The sequence below is a fragment of the Pseudomonas guariconensis genome (genome assembly GCF_040822035.1).
Taxonomy (GTDB): domain Bacteria; phylum Pseudomonadota; class Gammaproteobacteria; order Pseudomonadales; family Pseudomonadaceae; genus Aquipseudomonas; species Aquipseudomonas guariconensis.
The window spans coordinates 3,366,251-3,386,984 of record NZ_CP162012.1; the positions used below are offsets into that span (position 1 = coordinate 3,366,251).

Annotated in this window: 17 protein-coding genes; 12 read left to right on the forward strand and 5 right to left on the reverse strand. The window is 64.6% G+C overall.

Going from position 1 to position 20,734, the window contains the following annotated elements; all coding sequences use genetic code 11:
* Positions 1-19: 19 nt before the first annotated feature.
* Positions 20-877 carry an ectoine/hydroxyectoine ABC transporter substrate-binding protein EhuB gene (gene ehuB, locus AB1N67_RS15505; RefSeq protein ID WP_043212186.1) on the reverse strand — a complete coding sequence of 286 codons (858 nt, stop codon included), beginning with the start codon at positions 875-877 and terminating at the stop codon, positions 20-22.
* A gap of 269 nt (positions 878-1,146) precedes the next feature.
* Between ehuB and AB1N67_RS15510 the strand changes: the two genes are divergently transcribed.
* From AB1N67_RS15510 to AB1N67_RS15540, 7 genes are all read left to right on the forward strand, one after another.
* Positions 1,147-2,541 carry a PLP-dependent aminotransferase family protein gene (locus tag AB1N67_RS15510; RefSeq protein ID WP_043212184.1) on the forward strand — a complete coding sequence of 465 codons (1,395 nt, stop codon included), beginning with the start codon at positions 1,147-1,149 and terminating at the stop codon, positions 2,539-2,541.
* A 150-nt stretch (positions 2,542-2,691) separates the two neighbouring features.
* Complete coding sequence (gene eutB / locus AB1N67_RS15515; RefSeq protein WP_367863168.1) at positions 2,692-3,663, forward strand: hydroxyectoine utilization dehydratase EutB; 972 nt, start codon at positions 2,692-2,694, stop codon at positions 3,661-3,663.
* Positions 3,664-3,694: 31 nt separating this feature from the next.
* On the forward strand, positions 3,695-4,687 hold the full coding sequence (gene eutC / locus AB1N67_RS15520) for an ectoine utilization protein EutC (RefSeq protein ID WP_367863169.1): 993 nt from the start codon (positions 3,695-3,697) through the stop codon (positions 4,685-4,687).
* A 29-nt stretch (positions 4,688-4,716) separates the two neighbouring features.
* Complete coding sequence (gene doeA / locus AB1N67_RS15525; RefSeq protein WP_043212026.1) at positions 4,717-5,907, forward strand: ectoine hydrolase DoeA; 1,191 nt, start codon at positions 4,717-4,719, stop codon at positions 5,905-5,907.
* A gap of 4 nt (positions 5,908-5,911) precedes the next feature.
* Complete coding sequence (gene doeB / locus AB1N67_RS15530; protein ID WP_043212028.1) at positions 5,912-6,925, forward strand: N(2)-acetyl-L-2,4-diaminobutanoate deacetylase DoeB; 1,014 nt, start codon at positions 5,912-5,914, stop codon at positions 6,923-6,925.
* Positions 6,926-6,966: 41 nt separating this feature from the next.
* A complete protein-coding gene (locus tag AB1N67_RS15535) occupies positions 6,967-8,433 on the forward strand; it encodes an NAD-dependent succinate-semialdehyde dehydrogenase (protein WP_367863170.1) in 1,467 nt (488 codons plus the stop codon).
* A gap of 12 nt (positions 8,434-8,445) precedes the next feature.
* On the forward strand, positions 8,446-9,831 hold the full coding sequence (locus AB1N67_RS15540; protein ID WP_367863171.1) for an aspartate aminotransferase family protein: 1,386 nt from the start codon (positions 8,446-8,448) through the stop codon (positions 9,829-9,831).
* A 54-nt stretch (positions 9,832-9,885) separates the two neighbouring features.
* Here AB1N67_RS15540 and AB1N67_RS15545 read toward each other — a convergent pair whose 3' ends face one another.
* Entirely contained in the window at positions 9,886-10,527 is a 642-nt protein-coding gene (locus AB1N67_RS15545) for a LysE family translocator (protein WP_043212034.1), read from the reverse strand.
* A 152-nt stretch (positions 10,528-10,679) separates the two neighbouring features.
* Here AB1N67_RS15545 and AB1N67_RS15550 point away from each other — a divergent pair, with 152 nt between their 5' ends.
* From AB1N67_RS15550 to AB1N67_RS15570, 5 genes are all read left to right on the forward strand, one after another.
* The gene (locus AB1N67_RS15550; protein ID WP_367863172.1) at positions 10,680-11,630 is read left to right on the forward strand and encodes a ribonuclease Z; all 951 of its coding nucleotides are present in this window, start codon (positions 10,680-10,682) and stop codon (positions 11,628-11,630) included.
* Positions 11,631-11,762: 132 nt separating this feature from the next.
* Positions 11,763-12,188 (forward strand): glycine zipper domain-containing protein, encoded by a 426-nt coding sequence (locus AB1N67_RS15555; protein ID WP_070572586.1) that lies wholly within the window; start codon positions 11,763-11,765, stop codon positions 12,186-12,188.
* A gap of 182 nt (positions 12,189-12,370) precedes the next feature.
* The gene (locus tag AB1N67_RS15560) at positions 12,371-12,895 is read left to right on the forward strand and encodes an RNA polymerase sigma factor (RefSeq protein WP_043212039.1); all 525 of its coding nucleotides are present in this window, start codon (positions 12,371-12,373) and stop codon (positions 12,893-12,895) included.
* Positions 12,892-13,728: a FecR family protein gene (locus AB1N67_RS15565; RefSeq protein ID WP_367863173.1), complete on the forward strand. Its 837-nt coding sequence runs from the start codon at positions 12,892-12,894 to the stop codon at positions 13,726-13,728. Before AB1N67_RS15560 ends, AB1N67_RS15565 begins: the two co-directional genes overlap by 4 nt.
* A 76-nt stretch (positions 13,729-13,804) precedes the next feature.
* Positions 13,805-16,249 (forward strand): TonB-dependent receptor, encoded by a 2,445-nt coding sequence (locus tag AB1N67_RS15570; protein ID WP_090344448.1) that lies wholly within the window; start codon positions 13,805-13,807, stop codon positions 16,247-16,249.
* Positions 16,250-16,268: 19 nt separating this feature from the next.
* Here AB1N67_RS15570 and AB1N67_RS15575 read toward each other — a convergent pair whose 3' ends face one another.
* From AB1N67_RS15575 to gnd, 3 genes are read right to left on the reverse strand one after another with little or no spacing between them, the layout of a single operon-like run.
* On the reverse strand, positions 16,269-18,128 hold the full coding sequence (locus AB1N67_RS15575) for a glycoside hydrolase family 15 protein (RefSeq protein WP_367863174.1): 1,860 nt from the start codon (positions 18,126-18,128) through the stop codon (positions 16,269-16,271).
* A gap of 56 nt (positions 18,129-18,184) precedes the next feature.
* Positions 18,185-19,690: a glucose-6-phosphate dehydrogenase gene (gene zwf, locus AB1N67_RS15580; protein ID WP_043212043.1), complete on the reverse strand. Its 1,506-nt coding sequence runs from the start codon at positions 19,688-19,690 to the stop codon at positions 18,185-18,187.
* Positions 19,687-20,667: a phosphogluconate dehydrogenase (NAD(+)-dependent, decarboxylating) gene (gene gnd, locus AB1N67_RS15585; RefSeq protein ID WP_367863175.1), complete on the reverse strand. Its 981-nt coding sequence runs from the start codon at positions 20,665-20,667 to the stop codon at positions 19,687-19,689. The genes zwf and gnd overlap by 4 nt, the downstream gene beginning before the upstream one ends.
* Between the last annotated feature and the right edge of the window lie 67 nt (positions 20,668-20,734).

Below are 20,734 nucleotides of genomic sequence, written 5' to 3' on the forward strand. Positions count from 1 at the left end.
AGCGCCATGCCACCTCGATTCATTGCTGGGCACACAGCTCGGCGGCGGTCTTGTCGGTCACGTTGGAGCGGTCGAAGCCGAACGGCGCGACAGTCTTCAGGTGCTCCTCGCTGCCCAGCCAGCGCTTGAGCTCGGCATTGACCGCATCACGCAGGTCCTTGTCCTCTGGGCGGAACGCCAGAGCGCCATAGCCGGTATGGGACGGATCGTCGGTGAAGTCGGTGATCGCCTGGACTTTGTCGCCGCCCTTTTTCGCCAAGCCCTTCATGGTCAGCTGAGTGCCCACGGCGGCGTCCGCGCGACCGGCACGCACGGCTTGCAACTGCGCCGTGGTGTCGGGTACCTGAAGGATCTGCTCGTCCTTGACCCCGGATTCGCGGGCGTAGGCGAGGTTGACGGTACCGGCCATGATCGCGAGCTTCACGTCGGGGTTCTTGGCGATGTCGGCATAGCTGTGCAGGCCTTTGGGGTTGCCGGCGGCCACCAGCAAGGTGTCGGGCAAGGCGTACTGCGGGTCGGTGAAGATCACCTGTTTGCAGCGCGCCGGCGTGATGTACATGCCGGCGGCGATCACATCGAAGCGCCCCGCCCGCAGACCAGGGATCAACGAGCCCCATTCTGTCAGCACGCCATCGACTTGCTTGATGCCCATCTTCTGGAAGATGACTTTGGCGATCTCGGGCGATTCGCCCGTGACTCGACCATCGGTCTCGGTGAAAGCGAACGGGGTTTCGTTGGCATATCCGATGCGGATACGGCTGTTTTCCTTGATGGTGTCGAGGGTCGTCGCCTGGGCGCTGGCTGCCAGGCCGATGGCCGCACAGGCCACCAGCAGGCGCTTGAGGGAAGAAACCGCGTTGGGGGAAGGCTGGCTCATCAATGAATCTCCTGTTTTGTTATCAAACCGTCGGCGACGGCTCTGTGTTTAGGAGGCAGTGGAGCAAAACAGCGAAGGCCGGGTGTGTCGTTCGATCGGTGCACAGCCCGAGCGTTCCGGCGGGCCGACGTAGTCTTGTTACTTACGGGTGTCGACCTTGGGCCGGAGCATACAAAAGCCCCGCAGCCGATGGGATTGCACTAGGACAATTGCCCGAAGATCCTGCGCGGGCGATGCTGTGTGCAGTCCCGGTCAGCGAAGCGATACACATGAAGAACTGGAAGAACGTCCTCGACTCTGCGCGCATCGGCGAGTCCAAGTACAAGCTGCTGGTGCAGGCCATCGCCGGGGAGATCGAGCGCGGCGAGCTGGTCCATGACCAGCGCCTGCCACCGCAGCGCCAGGTGGCCGATGCCCTGGGAATCAGCGTGCAGACAGTGACCAATGCCTACAAGGAACTGGAGCGCCAAGGCCTGGTGCGCTGCGAGATTGGCCGTGGCAGTTTCGTCAGCCGACGCATGAGCGACCGGGTGGCTGACGACATCATCGACCTGCCCGAGCGTACCCTGGTGGATTTTTCCATCACCCGCATCCTGCATACCCAGGCGCACGAGCGCATCTGGCGCGACACCTGCGCCGAGCTCAGCGTGGAAGAGGACCAACCCTGGATCCATGCCTACCGCCCGATCGCCGGGTTCGAGAGCCATCGCGAGGCCGCGGTGCGCTGGCTGGCCGGACTGGGCATGAATGTGGAGCGCGACGACGTGCTGGTCACCAACGGCGCGGCCCATGGCATCTTCCTGGCCTTGGCGTCGCTGGCCGGGCCGGATGATGTGGTGCTCTGCGAGGGGCTGACCGACCACGGCGTGATCGGCAATTCGCAGGTGCTGGGGTTCACTCTCAAGGGCCTGGAGATGGACCGCGACGGCATCGACCCGGAGCACTTCGAGGACTTGTGCAGCAACGAGCGGGTCACGGCTCTGGTGTGCACGCCCAACCTCAACAACCCCACCACCAGCCTGATGCCCGACGCCCGGCGCCGGGAGATCGCCGCCATCGCTCGGCGCTTTGGCGTGCACATCATCGAGGACGACGTCTACGGCCCCCTGCTGGGCGAGCGGCATGCGCCGCCGATCAGCCACTACGCGCCGGAGCTGTCGTTCTATTGCACCAGCATGACCAAGTCGGTGCTCACCGGGCTGCGGGTCGGCTACCTGGCGATGCCCAAGCGCCTGGCGCTACGCACCGAGAGCATCCTGCGGGTCAACAGCTGGATGGCTACCCCGCTGGTGGCGGAGATCGCCACCCGCTGGATCAACGACGGCCGCGCGGCGCAGTTGGCCGAACTGCAGCGCAAGCTGATCAGCGCCCGCCAGGCGATGGTGCGCGAACACCTGGGCGAGTACCTTTTGGGCAACCCGGCGCAGGCGCTCGGTGCCTGGCTGGGCATACCCGCGCACTGGGAAGTCGACAGCCTGGTCAGGGCACTGCGCCGTCGGCATATCGCCGTGACGCCCCCGGAACCGTTCCTGGTGCGCGGTACGCCACGGCCACGGGCGGTCAGGTTGTGTGTTGGCGCTGAATGCTCGGACACCAAGATGCGCAAGGCCCTGGCCGACATGCATGAACTGTTCGGCCAATACCCGCAGATCCATGAGCTTTGAAGCAGGACTGGAAGCCTGCGACAGGCCGCAAAGCCGCCCCGAATCCCCGCCATGAAAAAAATGTCCGGCAAATTGACCTAGTACATTCATCACGACAATTTGCCGCTCTTAGACTCCGCCCAACACAAGGTCACAGGTTGGGATGCGGTCATGTCAGTGCTTTCGCTTCACGATATCTACCTTGCCCATCAGCGCATCCAGGGGCTCGTGCGCCGCACGCCACTGGAGCACTCCCCTGCCCTGACCCGCCAGGTCGGCGTGCCGGTCTACCTCAAGCTCGAGTCCCAGCAGCTCACCGGTAGCTTCAAGCTGCGCGGCGCCAGCAACGCCATCGCCTGCCTCAGCGATGAACAGCGGGCACTGGGGGTGGTGACCGCCTCCACTGGCAACCACGGTCGGGCATTGGCTTACGCCGCGTCGCAACGGGGCGTGCCGGCGACCGTCTACCTGTCCGATCTGGTGCCCGCCAACAAGGTCCAGGCCATCCGTGACCTAGGCGCCGAAGTATGCATCGTCGGCCATTCCCAGGACGACGCCCAGCACGCCGCCCTGCGCCATGCCCAGGAACAAGGCGCGACGCTGGTTCCGCCGTTCGACCACCCGGACGTGATCGCAGGCCAAGGCACCCTGGGCCTGGAAATCCTCGAACAACTGCCCGAGGTCGCCCAGGTGCTTGTACCGCTTTCCGGCGGTGGTCTGTTCGCCGGCGTCGCCTTGGCCGTCAAAAGCATCAACCCGGCCATCACCACCCACGGCATCAGCATGCACCGCGGCGCGGCCATGCACGCCAGTCTGCAGGCCGGCCACCCGGTCGAGGTGCAAGAACTGCCGACCCTGGCCGACTCCCTCGGCGGCGGTATCGGCCTGGACAACCGCCACACCTTCGTCCTCACCCAACGCCTGCTCGACCAAGTCCATCTGCTCGACGAAGCCGCCATCGCCAATGGCCTGCGTCACGCGTATCAGCAGGAGCGATTGGTGCTCGAGGGCGCCGCTGCAGTGGGTATCGCCGCCCTGCTCGAGGGCCGGGTGTCCGCTCGCGGGCCGATCGTGGTGGTGGTCAGCGGACGCAATGTCGACACCGCACAACACCTGCGGGTGATCAACGGCGCCGCTGCCTGAGGTCTTTTTTTCGCTCACTGGAGGTTCACCGATGCCGGCCATCACCTTGCTCAACGAAGCCGACCTGCGAGACTGCATCACCCTCGACCACGCTGCGATCGATACTGTCGAGCAGGCATTCGCCCTGCTGGCCACGGCCAAGGTGGCCATGCCGCCGATTCTTCGGCTGGACGTGCCGGAGCACAACGGCGAGGTGGACGTGAAAACCGCCTACCTGCCGGGCATCGAGCGATTCGCGATCAAGGTCAGCCCGGGGTTCTTCGACAACCCCAGCCTTGGCCTGCCCAGCCTCAACGGCATGATGATGCTGCTTTCAGCCCGCACCGGCCTGCTCGATGCGCTGTTGCTGGACAACGGCTACCTCACCGCCGTGCGCACCGCTGCCGCCGGCGCGGTGGCGGCGCGCTGGCTGGCCCGCGAAGACAGCCGCTGCGCGGCCCTGATCGGCAGCGGCGAACAGGCTCGCCTGCAATTGCAGGCGCTGCGCCTGGTACGCCCGATCGAGCGGGTGCAACTGTGGGCACGCGATGCAGCAAAGGCCGCGGCGCTGGGCGATGAGCTGGGACGCGACGGCCACTTGCAGGTCGCAGTCTGCGACAGTGTCGACCAGGCCATGCACGGCGCGGACATTGCCATCACCTGCACGCCAAGCCGCGAGCCGTTGATCCATCCCAGGCACCTGAGACCTGGCCTGCACATCACCGCCATGGGCTCGGATGCCGAGCACAAGAACGAGATCGCACCGCAAGTGGTGGCCCAGGTGGAGCGCTATGTCGCCGACCGCCTTGGCCAGACCCGGTTGCTCGGCGAGCTGCACCACGCCCTGCGCGCTGGGGTGGTGAAAGACGAAAGCCGCTTCTGCGAGCTCGGCCAGGTCATCGCCGGCCAACAGCCAGGTCGCCTCAGCGCCGCTCAGATCACCTTGTGCGACCTGACCGGCACCGGCGCCCAGGACACTGCCATCGCCAACCTCGCCTTCGAGCGCGCCCGCGCTGCCGGCAAAGGCCTGGCATTCAACAGCTGAACCCACCCCACTCATCAGAGGGCATTGCAATGTCTCAGTCAGTGGTCAACCTGCCATTCAGCCGGCAGGAATACGCCCAGCGCCTGGCCAAGACCCGCGCCGCCATGCAGGCGCAGGGCCTGGACCTGTTGCTGGTCACCGATCCGTCGAACATGGCCTGGCTAACCGGCTATGACGGCTGGTCGTTCTACGTCCATCAGTGCGTGTTGCTGGCGCAGGAAGGCGAACCGATCTGGTTCGGCCGCGGCCAGGACGCCAACGGCGCCAAGCGCACGGTATTCATGGACCACGACAACATCGTCGGCTACCCGGACATTTACGTGCAGTCGCGCGAGCGTCACCCGATGGACTACCTGTGCCAGGAAGTGATCCTGGCCAAGGGCTGGGGCGCGCTCAACATCGGCGTGGAGATGGACAACTACTACTTCAGCGCCGCTGCCTACCAGGCCCTGTGCCGCCATTTGCCCCAGGCGACCTTCAGCGATGCCGCCGGGCTGGTCAACTGGCAGCGGGCGGTGAAGTCCCCGCAGGAAATCGAGTACATGCGCATCGCCGCACGCATCGTCGAGAAGATGCATGCGCGCATCCTCGAACGCATCGAACCAGGCATGCGCAAGAATGAGCTGGTGGCCGAGATCTACAGCAGCGGCATTCTCGGTGTGGACGGCCATGGTGGGGATTACCCGGCCATCGTGCCCCTGCTACCGACCGGCGCCGACGCCAGCGCCCCGCACCTGACCTGGGACGACTCCCCGTTCGTCAAAGGCGCCGGGACCTTCTTCGAGATCGCTGGCTGTTACAAGCGTTACCACTGCCCGCTGTCGCGCACGGTGTACCTCGGCAAGCCGCCACGGCACTTTCTCGAAGGCGAGAAAGCCGTGGTCGAAGGCATCGCCGCCGGCCTTGAGGCCGCCCGCCCCGGCAACACTACCGGTGACATCGCCAAGGCGTTCTTCAAGGTGCTGGAGAAGTTCGGCATTCACAAAGACAGCCGGTGCGGCTACCCGATCGGCCTCAGTTATCCGCCGGATTGGGGCGAGCGCACCATGAGCCTGCGCCCCAGCGACACCAGCGTGCTGCAACCGGGCATGACCTTCCATTTCATGCCAGGGCTGTGGATGGACGACTGGGGGCTTGAGATCACCGAAAGCATCCTGATCACCGAGACCGGGGTCCAGACCCTGTGCGACGTGCCACGCCAGTTGTTCGTCAAGGACTGATGCCATGAACGCATTCACAGACACCGAAGTGGCCAACCCGATCAGCAGCACGGTGGACTTCACCCGCGATGGCGTGCAACACGGGTTTCTCAAGCTGCCCCATTCGCGCGACGACTCGGCCTGGGGCGCGGTGATGATTCCGATCACCGTGGTCAAGCACGGCGACGGCCCGACCGCGCTGCTCACCGGCGGCAACCATGGCGACGAATACGAAGGACCTGTGGCGCTCAGCAAGCTGGCCCAGCGGCTGCGCGCCGACCAGGTCAGCGGACGGGTGATTATCGTGCCGTTCATGAACACCCCGGCGTTCCATGCCGGCACCCGCACCTCGCCGATCGACCAGGGAAACCTCAACCGCAGCTTTCCGGGCAAGCCCGATGGCACAGTCACACAGAAAATCGCCGATTACTTCCGACGCACCTTGCTGCCGATGGCCGATGTGGTGCTGGACATCCACTCCGGTGGCCGCACCCTGGACTTTCTGCCCTTCGCCGCCTGCCACGTACTGCCCGACAAGGCCCAGCAGGCACGCTGCGAAGCGGGCATGCGGGCGTTCGCAGCGCCCTATGCCATGCGCATGCTCGAGCTCGATGCCCAGGCCATGTACGACACCGCTGCCGAGGCCCAGGGCAAGGTGTTCGTCACCACCGAGCTGGGGGGTGGCGGCACCGCTACGGCGCGCAGCGTGGCCCTGGCCGAACGTGGCGTGCACAACCTGCTGGTGCATGCCGGCATCCTGAAAGGCGAGGTCACGCCCGACGAATCGATCATGCTCGACATGCCCGATGGCGACTGCTTCATCGCCAGCGAGCACGACGGCCTGCTGGAGATGTGCCGCGACCTGGGCGAACAGGTCAGCCAGGGCGAAGTGATCGCCCGCATCCACGACATCCGCCGCACCGGCAGCGCGCCGGTGGAGTACCGCGCCCGTCGCGACGGCCTGCTGGCCGCCCGGCATTTTCCCGGACTGGTGCAGTGCGGCGACACCCTGGCGGTGATCGCAGACGTACTGGCATAGACGGCACGCACGCGACGACAACGAGAGGTAGGGGAAACATCATGTCGAACGAATACCCATTCAAATCCCTGTGCTACGTCGACGGCCAATGGGTGCACAGCACCAGCGGCAACAGCATCGCCGTGCTCGACCCCGGCAACCGCCAGACCATCGGCCATGTGCCGCTGCTCGATCACGAGCAGATCGTCGCCGCGGTGGACGCCGCCCAGCGTGCCTTCGGCCCCTGGCGCAAGCTGCGCCTTGAGGAACGTGCGACCCTGCTGCGCCGCTGGGGTGAACTGATCATCGAACACCAGGAGGCCCTGGCGCGCATCCTCAGCCAGGAGCAAGGCAAACCGCTGGCCGAGGCCCGCGGCGAGATCGCCTATGCCGCAAGTTTCATTCCCTGGTTCGCCGAAGAGGCCCGACGCCTGTATGGCCAGACCATCCCCAGCCATATCCCCGGCGCAGACCTGGGCACGGTAAAGGAGCCGGTGGGCGTGTGCGCGCTGCTTACCCCGTGGAACTTCCCCAGCGCGATGATCACCCGCAAAGCCGCCGCCGCCCTGGCGGCAGGCTGCACCGTGGTGGTCAAGCCCGCCCACGAGACGCCCTACTCGGCGCTGGCCTTGGCCGCGCTGGCCGAGGCGGCGGGCTTTGCGCCCGGGGTGTTCAACGTGGTGATCGGCGAACCGCAGATGACGATGGAGACCCTGGTACGTGATCCACGGGTGCGCTCGGTCAGCTTCACCGGCTCCACCCGGGTCGGCAAGCTGGTGTTGCAGGCGGCGGCGCAAGACGTGAAGAAGGTCGCCCTGGAGCTCGGTGGCAACGCGCCATTCATCGTCTGCGCCGATGCCGACCTGGACCTGGCAGTGAAGGTGGCCGTGGCCGCGAAGTTCCAGACCTCCGGGCAGGATTGCTGCGCGGCCAACCGAATCATGGTCCAGCGCCCACTGTACGAGGACTTCCTGGCGCGCTTCGCCGAGGCGGTGCGGGCGCTGCGGGTAGGGCCGGCGATGGTGGACGGCCAGGAAACCCCGGCCGACGTCGGCCCCCTGATGCACCAGGGCGCGTTCGACGCCACGGTGGCACGGGTCGACGACGCCATCGCCCAAGGCGCCCGCCGCCTGGTGGGCGGTGAAACCCACGCCTTGGGCGGCTGGTTCTACCAGCCAACGGTGCTGGCCGACGTGACCCCTGGCATGCGCATCTACCAGGAAGAGAACTTCGCACCGATTGCCGGGGTCATGCCCTTCGACACCCTGGAGCAGGCCATCGAGATGGCCAACGACACCGAGTACGGGCTGGCCGCCTACATCTGCTCCAACCGCCTGGACGTGGTCCACCCGCTGATCCGACGGCTGGACCACGCCATGGTCGCGGTCAACGGCGTGAAATTCACCGGCCACCCCATCCCCTTCGGCGGCATGAAGGCCTCAGGCCTTGGCCGCGAAGGCGGCAGCGAAGGCTTCGAGCCTTTCGTCGAAACCAAATACTTTTGCCTGCACCATCAAGGTCAACTCTAAGGAGTGTTTGCCATGAACCCAGAATACAACCAGCTGTTCGAACAAGACCGCGCCCACTTCATGCACCCCTCGACCCACGCCCATGACCATGCCAGCGGCGCACTCAAGGGGCGGATCATCACCGGCGCCGAAGGCATTCGCCTGCGCGACCACGAAGGGCGCGAACTGATCGATGCCTTCGCCGGCCTGTACTGCGTCAACATCGGCTACGGCCGCACCGAGGTGGCCGACGCCATCCACCGCCAAGCCAAGGAGCTGGCGTACTACCACACGTATGTGGGCCACTCGACCGAGGCGATCATCGAGCTCTCCAGCCGGATCATCGACTGGGCGCCGGCGGGCATGAAAAAGGTCTATTACGGCCTCTCCGGCTCCGACGCCAACGAGACCCAAGTCAAGTTGGTGCGCTACTACAACAACATCCTCGGTCGCCCGAACAAGAAGAAGATCATCTCCCGTGATCGTGGCTACCACGGATCGGGCATCATGACCGGCAGCCTCACCGGCCTGTCCAGCTTCCACCAGCACTTCGACCTGCCGGTCGAAGGCGTCAAGCACACCGTCTGCCCGCACTGGTACCGCAAGGCCCCGGCCGGCATGGACGAGCAAGCCTTCGTGCAGTACTGCGCCGATGAGCTGGAGAAACTGATTCTCGCCGAAGGCCCGGAGACCGTGGCAGCCTTCATCGGCGAGCCGTTGATGGGCACCGGCGGCATCATCGTCCCGCCCAAGGGCTACTGGACGGCGATCCAGGCCGTGCTGGACCGCTACGACGTGTTGCTGATCGCCGACGAAGTGGTCTGCGCCTTCGGCCGCCTGGGCTCCAAAATGGGCAGCCAGCGCTACGGCATCCGCCCGGACCTGATCACCACCGCCAAAGGCCTGACCAGCGCCTATGCACCGCTGTCGGCGGTGATCGTCGGAGAGAAGGTGTGGAACGTGATCGAAGAAGGCTCGCGCAAGGCCGGCCCCATGGGCCACGGTTGGACCTATTCCGGCCATCCGATCTGCGCGGCAGCGGCGCTGGCTAACCTGGACATCCTCGAGCGCGAAGACCTGACCGGCAATGCAGCCGTGGTCGGCGCCTACCTCAACCAGCGCATGCGCGAGACCTTCGAAGGCCATCCGCTGGTCGGTGAAGTGCGCGGCGATGGCATGCTGTGCGCGGTCGAGTTCATGGCCGACCGTGATGCCCGTACTGCGTTCGACCCGGCCCTGAAGGTCGGCCCGCAGGTGTCGGCGGCCTGTCTGGAGCGTGGCATGATCGCGCGAGCCATGCCCCACGGCGACATCCTCGGCTTTGCGCCACCGCTGGTGCTGGACAAGCAGGATGCCGAGCGCATCGTGGCCATCACCAAGGCCGCCGTGGATGAGGTGGCCGGAAAAGTGTTGGGTTAACGAAATGGGGCGCCAAGCGCCCCCCTTTTCGTCTGCAAAGCACCGCTCGGTGCCTCACGCGGCCTGCCGGCGCATGGTCAGGATGGCAGCGCCAAAACCGATGAACGTCGACCCCACCACCCGACTGACCCACCGCGACAACGCAGGACGGGTCAGCACTCCCTTGGCCCGCGACGCGAGAGCGGCATACAGGCTCAACGACACCAGCGACAAAGCCATGAAGATCGAAGTGAGGATCAGGAACTGCGGCAGCAGTGCCGCTTGTTGGTCGATGAACTGTGGGAACAAGGCCGTGAAGAACATCGTCGCCTTGGGGTTGGTCACCGCCGTGAGGAAGGCGGACTTGTAGAGTTTCCAGCGTGTGGGGCGGGCCTTCTGCGCACTCGCTTCGACGCCTTGCGCCAGCATCGGACCTTTCTTGAGCAACTGCCTGGCGCCCAGATAGAACAGATAGCCCGCGCCGAGAATCTTCACCGCGTTGAACAGCCATTCGGAACTGGCCAGCAGCGCCCCCAGGCCAAGCATTGCGGCCGAAGACAGGCAGAACAGGCCACTGGCATTGCCGATCGAGGACCACACCGCGCTGCGCTGTCCGTGCGCCAGGCTGTTATTGATGGCCATCAAGGTGGCGGGCCCGGGGCTGGCAATGGCAATCGCGGCGACCACGGTGAAGGCGAGAATCGAATGAACGTCCATAGCCAAAGCTCTAAGCAAAATGAAGACTGAATCTTACAGAAATACCCTACTGATCGGCGCGTGGGACGCATCTTTTCGATCCTCGGGCCACCGGCTTGCCTCACGGCAGGGTCACCCGTGAAAATGCCGCTATCCCCCTAAGGAGCCCACCCATGGATCTGCAGTTTCTGGGCACTTCAGCCGGTGTGCCCACCAAGGCGCGCAACGTGACCGGCACCGCCGTCATCGAAGCGACTGGAAGCCATTGGTACCTGGTCGACTGCGGAGAAGCCACCCAGCACCAATTGCTCCATACCTCGCTGTCGATCCGCGACCTGCGAGGCGTGTTCATCACCCACGTCCACGGCGACCACTGCTTCGGCCTCCCAGGCCTGCTGGCCAGCGCAGGCATGTCCGGGCGCACCGAGCCCCTGGATCTGATCACACCGGCGGCGCTGCACGACTGGATACGCCTGAGCCTTGCGGTCAGCCAGACCTTCCTGACCTTCGAACTGCGCTTATTGGCGGTGGAAGCACTCGGCACCTGGCACAACGACAATATCCAGGTGAGCACCGTGGCGCTGTCTCACCGCGTCCCCAGCCACGGCTTTGTGTTCACCGAAATCAACCCCGAACCACGCCTGGACATCCAGCGCCTGGACGCCGAGGGGATACCGCGGGGTCCTTTGTGGGGCGAGCTGGCCCATGGCAATCCGGTCGTACACGACGGCCGCAGGCTCAACCCCCAGGATTACCTGCGCGCGTCCCGCCCTGCCCGGCGCATCATCGTCTGTGGCGACAACGACACCCCAGGCCTGCTCGCCGAGGTGGCAAAGGACGTGGATGTGCTGGTGCACGAGGCGACCTTCACCCAACCGCAGATCGAGCGCACCCAGGCCACCTTCGGCCACAGCACGGCCGCGGCGGTGGCGCAGTTCGCCGAACAGGCGGGGGTGAAGAACCTGGTGCTCACCCACTTCAGTGCCCGCTATCAGCCCAACCCCCAGCGCAGCCCGTCCATCGCAGACGTGCATCAGGAAGCCCTGGCACACTACCGCGGCAACCTGATCCTGGCGCAAGACCTGCGGCGTTATCACATGGCGCGCGACGGGCGCCTGGCATGAAACGCCCCGACCAACGGCCATAGCACTCGTCGAATGCTTGACCTGAGTCCAGAGCCCATCGGTTTTTCGTTGACCGTGCCCACGCCGGGCCGCAGACTTCGCGCTCGTGATTCATCCTGAGATCTGTAAAACATGCGCAAGTCATTTCCTGTAATCGCACTGTTCACCTTGATGGCCAGCTCGTATGCCATCGCCGGCGAAACCACCAACACCGCGGTCGGCGGTGGTGTCGGCGGAGCTCTGGGGAGTGTGGTCGGTCAGGCCATTGGTGGTAGTACGGGTGCCGCGATCGGCGCCGGCGTTGGCGGCGCGGCAGGCGGTGCGGTGTCGGCCAAGCACGGCAAGAAAACCGAAGCCGCCATCGGCGGTGGCCTGGGCGCCGCAGGTGGCCAGGTGCTGGGCAACAAGGTTGGCGGCTCCACCGGCGGCGCCATCGGTGCCGGCCTGGGCGGCGCGGCGGGCAGTGCCATCGGCAACAGCATGGCCGATGACGATCACCATCACAGCCACAACTCCGGCAAGAAACACAAGCACAAGAAGCACAAGCATCACGATTGATCGCTTGGGCACTCCCACAGGGGACGACGCAACGCGTCCCTTGTGGCGCCAAAGCTCCAACCAAGCTCGACCCCCGCCTTCGTTCGACGATTACCATTGTGAAAGATGGTATTTATTCGCAATTACTTCTCATTTACACTCGCCCACTCGCTTCGAAAGCAAGCTTTCTTCCTGGGTGCATCGTGTCGTTCGATCCCGCCAAACCGACGCTGCTGACCACACTGGTCCGGCACTACGACGAGCTCGTGGAGCACATTCGCCGACGCTTCGGTGACAAAAGCTCAGCGCGCGACGTGGTGCATGACGTGTGCGTGCAGTTGCTCGAGCGAGGCGAAAAGGAAGAAGTCCGCAGCCCCCTCGCCCTGCTGCGCAAAATCTCCCACGACACCGCCATCAGCCGCTACCGTGGCGAGCGCCGTCGAGCCGCCTGGGTGGAGGCCGCCAGCGAACTGCCCGAGATCCCCTGTACCGCTGCCACCCCCGTGAACCGATACGAGGCCGAGCGTGAGTTTCAATTGCTCGTCGATGCGATCGCCGCACTGCCTGCGCGCTGTCAGGCGGTGTTCGTCCTGCATAAAATCCACGAAATCCCTCAAGCAGAAGTGGCAAAGCACCTTGGTATTTCCATCAAGACAGTGGAAAAGCATCTTCGCCTGGGGCTTGCCGCATGCAGGGCAACGCTCGGACGTGACGAGGTGCATCCATGACCCATGACACCGACAAGGGGCGATTGGATGAGGCCCTTGGACGGCATCGTGAAGACCTCAAGCGGCTGTTTCCCGTTCCGCCAGCCAAGCCGACAGCGCGCAAACCAGCCAAGGCCGCCGCGCTCATGCTGTTGGCCGCGCTGGCCATCGGTGCCCTGGGCTGGTTGAACCCTGCCTACAAGCAAGAGCGATTCACCACTGCGGTCGGCGAGCGGCGCGCTGTTGCGCTTGCCGATGGCAGCGAACTGCTGCTCGACAGCGCCAGCGCTATCGATGTCCGCTGGCGTGTGTTCAGTCGCGATGTGGATCTTCGCGCCGGCCAGGTCCTGTTCGAGGTGTCTTCGGCCGTTTACCGCCCCTTCGTGGTGTCGGCAGGTTCGGCCAGGGTCCAGGTGCTTGGCACACTGTTCAATGTCCGTCGACTGGATGACGACAATGTTCGGGTGACGTTGGCGCGGGGCCGTGTGGAAGTCGATACACCGGCAACCGTGCAAACGCCGGTCATCCTGGCGCCAGGGCAACAGGTCGATGCGATCGGTGGACAGCTCACGACGGTAGCGAAGGTTGACGCGACCAAGGCGATGGCCTGGAAACATGATCGCATCGTGTTCGAGCAAACACCGCTGGACGAGGCCGTTGCCGTGCTTCGCCACTATCGAACGGCGCCCATCGAGCTGGGTGACCCAAGCCTGGCGGCGCTCAAGGTGACTGGCGTGTTCCAGGCGCACAACGTCGATCTGCTGCTGGATCTGCTCCCAAGCATCCTGCCTGTTTCCCTGTCGCGCCAGGAAGACGGCAGCGTCCATGTCGAACGCCGGGCGCCCGGAAAATAAATACTCAAGCGAAGGTAGGGTTTTTCGATTCCCCAGACGGCTAGTTGAAAAAGCCAACTACAAAGGAACTCGAGAAGTGCATTCTTCCTTGCGCGGTCGCTCTCTACGCTTGTCGTTACTCGCCAGCAGCCTGTTCATCGCGATATCGGCTCAAGGCCAGGAACTGGTGAACATCGACCTGCCGGCCGCCCCGCTTGGCCAGGCCATCAACACCCTGGCACAGCAATCCTCGGTACAGATCATCTTTGCAGGCGACCTGGGTGCAGGCCAACAGGCGCCTGCGCTGAAGGGGCGATTCACGCCAGAGCAAGCACTGCAAAAACTGCTCGAGCACTCAGGGCTGCAGGTACAGGCCAAGGATGCGCATACCTTCATCATCGTCCCCTCCGAGCAAATCCAGGCCACCCCCTCGCCGATCACCCGCAGCGAACCTGTTGAAATGGCGCAGATGGAAATCACCTCTTCGCGTACCCGCAGCGACCTAGTCTCGGCAACTCGGCAATCGACACTGATCGACCACGACCAGCTACAGGCACTACGCCAAGGCTCCGAGAGCCTGGCCACGGTACTGGCCAAGGCGATTCCTGGCATGTCCGACTCCAGCCGCACCGTCACCGAATACGGCCAGACCTTGCGCGGGCGCAGCATGTTGATCATGGTCGACGGCGTACCGCTCAACACCAACCGCGACTCCTCGCGCAACCTGGCCAACATCGACCCGGCACTGATCGAACAGGTCGAAGTCATCCGCGGCAGCAGCGCCATTTATGGCAGCGGCGCCACAGGCGGCATCATCTCCATCACTACCCGCCCTGCCGGTGGCGAGAACCGCGCGCAGACCAGCCTGAGCGCCACCTCGCCCCTCACCCGGCTGGGCAGCGATGGCCTGGGCGGGCAGTTCCAGCAGTATGTCGCAGGCGCCCAAGGCGCGGTGGACTATGCCTTCGATTTCGGCACCCGCCACATCGGTGCTTCGTACGATGCCCACGGCGACCGCATTGCGCCTGAGCCCAGCCAGGGGGACCTGTTCGACGCCAACATCTATAACATCGGCGGCAAGCTTGGCCTGCACATCGACGAAAACCAACGGGTGCAGCTGGGTGTCAGCCACTACGACGCGCGCCAGGACACCGACTACGCCACCGACCCACGCGTCGCCAAACTGCCAGCAGGCTCGGTACCGGCCAACGCGATCAAGGGACTGGATCTGGACGAGCAGAACCGCATTCGCAACACCCTGGTGAATCTGGAATACGAGCATCTCGATATCCTCTCGAGCCGGCTTTCCGCGCAGCTGTACTACCGGGACTATTTCACGCGCTTCACGCCATTCGACGCCCGCGCCGTCGCCACCCGTGGCGGCAACGTGGACCAGGTGATGCAGAACAGCGAAGTGTTCGGCAGCCGCCTGACCTTGCGCACCCCGCTCGGGCAAAGTGGCAATACCGAATTGGTCTGGGGCGGCGACTACAACCAGGAGCGCAGCGACATGCCACTGGATGTATTCGACCCCGCGGCTTATGACGCCAGTGGTGGCCTTGTCTTCGACAAGATCGGCAAGCTCACCTACATGCCGCCGCTCAAGACCCGAAGCGCAGGCGCGTTCGCCCAACTTCAGCATCGTTTCGACGAGCACTGGTCGATCGACGGCGGGCTGCGATACGAATACTCCACCGCCCAGTTCGATGACTTCGTTCCACTGTCCGAATCCCGGGCCACCTCGCCCGTGGCAGTCGAAGGGGGGCGGATCCACTACGATGCGGTGCTTTCGAACCTTGGCATCGTCTATTCGCCAGTGCTCGGCCAGGAGATCTATGCCTCCTTCAGCCAGGGCTTCCAGCTGCCTGATGTGGGTATCCAACTGCGAAACGCACGCCGTGGTTTCGATCTGAGCGCCTCGAACCTGGAACCTGTGAAAACCAACAACTATGAGCTTGGCTGGCGAGGGGAACTGGGCAGCAACACGCTAGGCACCCTGGCGTTGTTCTACACCACGTCCAAGCTGGGCGATGTGCAAAGCTTCAACAACGGCTTGATCCTGACCCGGACCAAAGAGCGCATCTATGGCGTCGAAGCCAGCGCCGACTGGCTGTCGGACGATGAGATCTGGGGCGCCGGCGGCAGCGCGACCTGGATGCAAGGACGAGAAAAGCCAGACGGCAAAGACTGGCAAGACATGACCGGCTACCGCGTTCCTCCGCTGAAACTGACCGCTTACCTGCAGTACAAGCCGAATTTCGACTGGAGCAACCGACTGCAAGCCACCTTCTTCGACTCCAAGGACTATCGCCTCGATGGCATGGACAGCTTCGGCCGGCACCAGGTCGACACCTACACGACCGTGGATCTGATCAGCCAGTACCAGGTCTCCCCTGACGACAAGGTGAGCGTGGGCATCCAGAACCTGTTCAATCGCGACTACTACCCGCTCTACAGCCAGTTGTTGCGCAATAACAACAACACCAGCCATCTGCCAGCACCCGGCATGGTGTTGACGGCCAGTTATACGCACGACTGGTAACCCCATGGGGCACCACCGGCTATTTGGGCGCGCTACGCGCGCCCATCGCGGTTGAGCCCGCTTCCACAGGGGTGACACTGGCGTCGAAAAACTCCGCCCGATCCCGCACCGGACACTGCGCCCGGTGCAGATTCAACGCCGTATTGATGATCCCGATATGGCTGAACGCCTGCGGGAAATTGCCCAGCATCCGCTTACCCACCGGGTCGTACTGCTCGGCCAGCAGGCCCACGTCGTTGCATAGCCCGACCAGTCGCTCATACAAGGCCTGGGCTTCTTGCTGCCGCCCGAGCAACACGTACACGTCCGCCAGCCAGAACGAACACACCAGGAACGTCCCTTCCCCCGGCGTCAGGCCGTCGCTACAGCGGTCGCTGTCGTAGCGAAGCAGCAAGCCGTTGCGCAGCAGACGCTGCTCGATCTGCGCCAGGGTGCGCAGAAAGCGTGGATCGTCTGCAGGCAGGAAGCCCGTCAGGGCGATCTGCAACAGGCTTGCGTCCACTTCCCGGGAGCCATAGGCCTGGACGAAGTACTGGCGCGTAGGGTCGAGCCCCTGTTCGCAGATTTCGCGGTGGATCTGATCGGCCACTTGGCGGTAGTGCCGGCCTCGTTCGCGGTCTTCCTCGGTGGTGTCGGCCAGGCTTGCGGCGCGGTCGAAGGCGACCCAGGCCATGACCTTGGAATGCACGAAGTGCTGCCGCCCGCCGCGCACTTCCCAGATGCCTTCGTCCGGCTCACGCCAGATGCGCTCCAGGTACGGCAGGATCGCGCGGGCAATGGCCGAGCTGCGCGGATGCCGGGGCAGGCCACCGCGGATGGCCTGGGTCATGGCATCGGCGAGCTCGCCATAAATGTCCAGCTGCAACTGCCCCGAGGCGGCGTTGCCGATACGCACGGGGCGGGAGTGCTCGTAACCGCTCAGCCACGGCAGGGTGAACTCTTGCAGGTCGCGCTCACCGGCCAGGCCGTACATGATCTGCATCTGCTCGGGATTGCCGGCGACCGAACGCAGCAGCCATTCCCGCCAGGCCTGGGCCTCATCGAAGTAGCCGAGGTTCATCAGCGCCAACAGGGTCATGGTGGCATCGCGCAGCCAGCAGTAGCGGTAATCCCAGTTGCGTTCGCCACCCACACGCTCGGGCAGGGAAGTGGTCGCGGCGGCGACAATGCCACCGGTGGGGGCGTAGGTCAGGGCCTTGAGGGTGAGCAAGGAACGGCGGACCAAGGGCGTCCAAGGGCCGACATCCGGACAGCGGGCGGCGAAGGCCTGCCACTGGGCGATGGTTGTTTCCAAGGCCTGGTCGACGTCGAAGTCCGGTTGTGGCGGCAGATGCGAGAGCTGGTGACGCAGGCTGAACACCTGGCGCTCACCGGCCAGAACGCGAAAGCGGCTGACGCTGTGATAGTCGCGCGAGTGCACAGGCTCCGTGCTGCGCAGGATCATCCGGTCAGGGCCGGCGACCGCACTGAGGGTGTGCGGGTCGAGCTTCTCTACCCAAGGGACGCTGCGCCCATAGTCAAAACGCAGTACCAGATCCATCTCGAAGGCGCTTTCGCCGGCCAAGCCTTCGACGATGCGGACCACGGCGTTGTGTTCGCCCAGGGGCATGCAATCGATGACCCGGGCGCGGCCGCTGGCAGTAGTGTAGGTGGTTTCGAGCACCAAGGTGTCATCGAGGTAGCGGCGGGTGACGGTTTCGACCAGGTCGCTGGGCGCCAGTCGCCAGCGGCCGTTCTCTTCATTGCCCAACAGCGCGGCGAACACCGCCGGGGCGTCGAAACGCGGGACGCACAGCCAATCCAGGGAGCCGTCGCGGCTGACCAAGGCGGCGCTGCGGCAGTTGCCCACTAACGCGTAGTCTTCGATCGGGGCTGGCATGGGCGCTCCTTTGCAAGACGGTCGGTTTGGGGCGCTTTGCGCCCCATCGCAGCCCTTTATCCCAAGGTGTGCCACTCCCGCTTGTCACGCGTGAGCAGCTCGTCGCCCGCCGCGGGGCCATCTTCGCCGGCGGGGTATTCATGGACCTCCCCACCGCTGGCCCAGGCATCCAGGAACGGCTGCACGGCGCGCCAACCGTTCTCGATGTTGTCGGCGCGCTGGAACAGGGTCTGGTCGCCGGTGAGACAGTCGTAGATCAAGGTCTCGTAACCGGTCGCCGGGGTCATCTTGAAGAAGTCCTTGTAGGCAAAACCAAGCTCGACGTTTTCCATCACCAACTCAGGCCCGGGACGCTTGGCCTGCAGGTCGAACCACATGCCTTCGTTGGGCTGGATCTGGATCTTCAGGTAGTTGGGCTTGGGCCGTTCCAGTTCCGACTCGCGGAACTGCGCATACGGCGCCGGCTTGAAGCAGATGGCGATCTCGGTGTCGCGCACGCTCATGCGCTTGCCGGTGCGCAGGTAGAACGGCACCCCGGCCCAGCGCCAGTTGTCGATCATCACCTTGAGGGCAACATAGGTCTCGGTGCGGCTTTGAGGGTCGACGTTCGGCTCCTGACGATACCCGGCCAGGCGCTTGCGGCCCTGCTTGCCGGCCACGTACTGGCCACGCACGGAGTGCTTGAGGGCCATCTTCTGCGACCAGGGGCGGATGGCCCCGATCACCTTGGCTTTCTCGCTGCGCACCGCATCGGCAGCGAAGGCCGCCGGCGGTTCCATGGCGACCATGGCCAGCAACTGGAACAGGTGATTGGGGACCATGTCGCGCAGGGCGCCGGTGTTGTCGTAGAAGGCGCCACGGGTTTCGACACCGACGGTCTCGGCCGCAGTGATTTGCACGTGGTCGATGTAATGGTTGTTCCAGAACGACTCGAACAGCCCGTTGGAGAACCGGCTGACCAGGATGTTCTGCACCGTTTCCTTGCCCAGGTAATGGTCGATCCGGTAGATCTGCCGCTCGCTCATCACCCCCAACAGGCAGGCGTTGAGCGCCTCGGCGCTGGCCAGGTCGGTGCCGAAGGGTTTTTCCACCACCACCCGGCGAAAACCGCCGCCGGACTCATCGAGCAGCCCGGCATCTCCCAGACGCTGCGCCACTTCCGGGAAGAAGCGCGGCGAGGTGGCGAGGTAAAAGATGGCATTGCCATGGGCGGTCTTGTCGATGCGCTTGCCGATGGCCTCATAGGTGGCCGGGTTCAGGAAATCGCCGATCTGGTAGTCCAGACGTTTGGCCAGGCGCGCCCACACTTTGTCATCCAGACACTTGTTGGAGCCCTCCCCGCCTTTGTCGCGCTCGACCATGAAGGCATGCAGGCGCTCTGCGAACGCCTCGGCCGTGGCTGGATTGTGGTCGACACCAACGATGCGCAGGTTGCGGTCCAGCAGGCCGTCGCGGCTGAGGTTGTACAGCGCCGGCATCAGCAGGCGCTTGACCAGATCGCCGTTGGCGCCGAACAGGAACAACGTGCAGGGCGGCGCGGCCGGGATGCGCTGTGCCGTCATTTGCCTTTCTCGACGTGGCCGCCGAAGCCCAGGCGCATGGCCGAGAGGATCTTGTCCCCATAGGTGCCCTGCTGCTGGCGCGAACGGAAACGGGCAAACAGCGCACTGGACAGCACCGGCACCGGCACGGCCTGCTCGACGGCGGCATCGATGGTCCAACGGCCTTCGCCGCTGTCGGACACCGAGCCACTGAACTGAGCCAATTGCGGGTCAGCCACCAAGGCGTCGGCGGTCAGGTCCAGCAGCCAGGAGGTCACCACGCTGCCGCGACGCCAGACCTCGGCGATCTCGGCCACGTCCAGGTCGAAGCGCTGGTCTTCGGGCAGTTCGTTGCCGCCTTTGCTGCGCAGCAGGTCGAAGCCTTCGGCGTAGGCCTGCATCAAGCCGTACTCGATACCGTTGTGCACCATCTTCACGTAGTGCCCGGCTCCGGCAGGCCCTGCATGGATATAGCCATGCTCGGCGCGGCCATGTTCACCCTCGCGGCCCCGGGTGCGGGGGATGTCGCCTACGCCAGGGGCCAGGGCCTTGAACAGCGGCTCGAGGCGCTCGAATACGTCCTTCTCACCACCGATCATCATGCAGTAGCCGCGCTCCAGGCCCCACACGCCACCGGAGGTGCCGACGTCCAGATAATGCAGGCCCAGCTTGGCCAGCTCGGCGGCCCGGCGCATGTCGTCCTTATAGAAGGTGTTGCCACCATCGATGATCGCGTCGCCCGGCTCCAGTAGCTCGGCCAGCTGGGCGATGGTCTGCTCGGTGGGCTCACCGGCAGGCAGCATTACCCACACCGCGCGAGGTGCCTCGAGCTTCTGCACCAGCGCTCCCAGGTCGTGTGCCCCTTGGGCGCCCTCGCTCTCCAGCGTCATCACCGCGTCGCGGTTGCGGTCGTGGACCACGGTCCGATGCCCTGCGAGCATCAGACGCCTCGCGATGTTGCCGCCCATGCGGCCCAGCCCGACAATTCCCAGTTGCATGTGTCGATGCTCCCCTTACGAAATGGATGACAACGCGGTTCAGGTTTTCAGATTAGTCCAGTGCTCC

Coding starts and splice junctions, on each gene's coding strand:
- ehuB (WP_043212186.1), bottom strand. CDS start 877: ATGAGCCAGCCTTCCCCCAACGCGGTTTCTTCCCTCAAGCGCCTGCTG.
- AB1N67_RS15510 (WP_043212184.1), top strand. CDS start 1,147: ATGAAGAACTGGAAGAACGTCCTCGACTCTGCGCGCATCGGCGAGTCC.
- eutB (WP_367863168.1), top strand. CDS start 2,692: ATGTCAGTGCTTTCGCTTCACGATATCTACCTTGCCCATCAGCGCATC.
- eutC (WP_367863169.1), top strand. CDS start 3,695: ATGCCGGCCATCACCTTGCTCAACGAAGCCGACCTGCGAGACTGCATC.
- doeA (WP_043212026.1), top strand. CDS start 4,717: ATGTCTCAGTCAGTGGTCAACCTGCCATTCAGCCGGCAGGAATACGCC.
- doeB (WP_043212028.1), top strand. CDS start 5,912: ATGAACGCATTCACAGACACCGAAGTGGCCAACCCGATCAGCAGCACG.
- AB1N67_RS15535 (WP_367863170.1), top strand. CDS start 6,967: ATGTCGAACGAATACCCATTCAAATCCCTGTGCTACGTCGACGGCCAA.
- AB1N67_RS15540 (WP_367863171.1), top strand. CDS start 8,446: ATGAACCCAGAATACAACCAGCTGTTCGAACAAGACCGCGCCCACTTC.
- AB1N67_RS15545 (WP_043212034.1), bottom strand. CDS start 10,527: ATGGACGTTCATTCGATTCTCGCCTTCACCGTGGTCGCCGCGATTGCC.
- AB1N67_RS15550 (WP_367863172.1), top strand. CDS start 10,680: ATGGATCTGCAGTTTCTGGGCACTTCAGCCGGTGTGCCCACCAAGGCG.
- AB1N67_RS15555 (WP_070572586.1), top strand. CDS start 11,763: ATGCGCAAGTCATTTCCTGTAATCGCACTGTTCACCTTGATGGCCAGC.
- AB1N67_RS15565 (WP_367863173.1), top strand. CDS start 12,892: ATGACCCATGACACCGACAAGGGGCGATTGGATGAGGCCCTTGGACGG.
- AB1N67_RS15575 (WP_367863174.1), bottom strand. CDS start 18,128: ATGCCAGCCCCGATCGAAGACTACGCGTTAGTGGGCAACTGCCGCAGC.
- zwf (WP_043212043.1), bottom strand. CDS start 19,690: ATGACGGCACAGCGCATCCCGGCCGCGCCGCCCTGCACGTTGTTCCTG.
- gnd (WP_367863175.1), bottom strand. CDS start 20,667: ATGCAACTGGGAATTGTCGGGCTGGGCCGCATGGGCGGCAACATCGCG.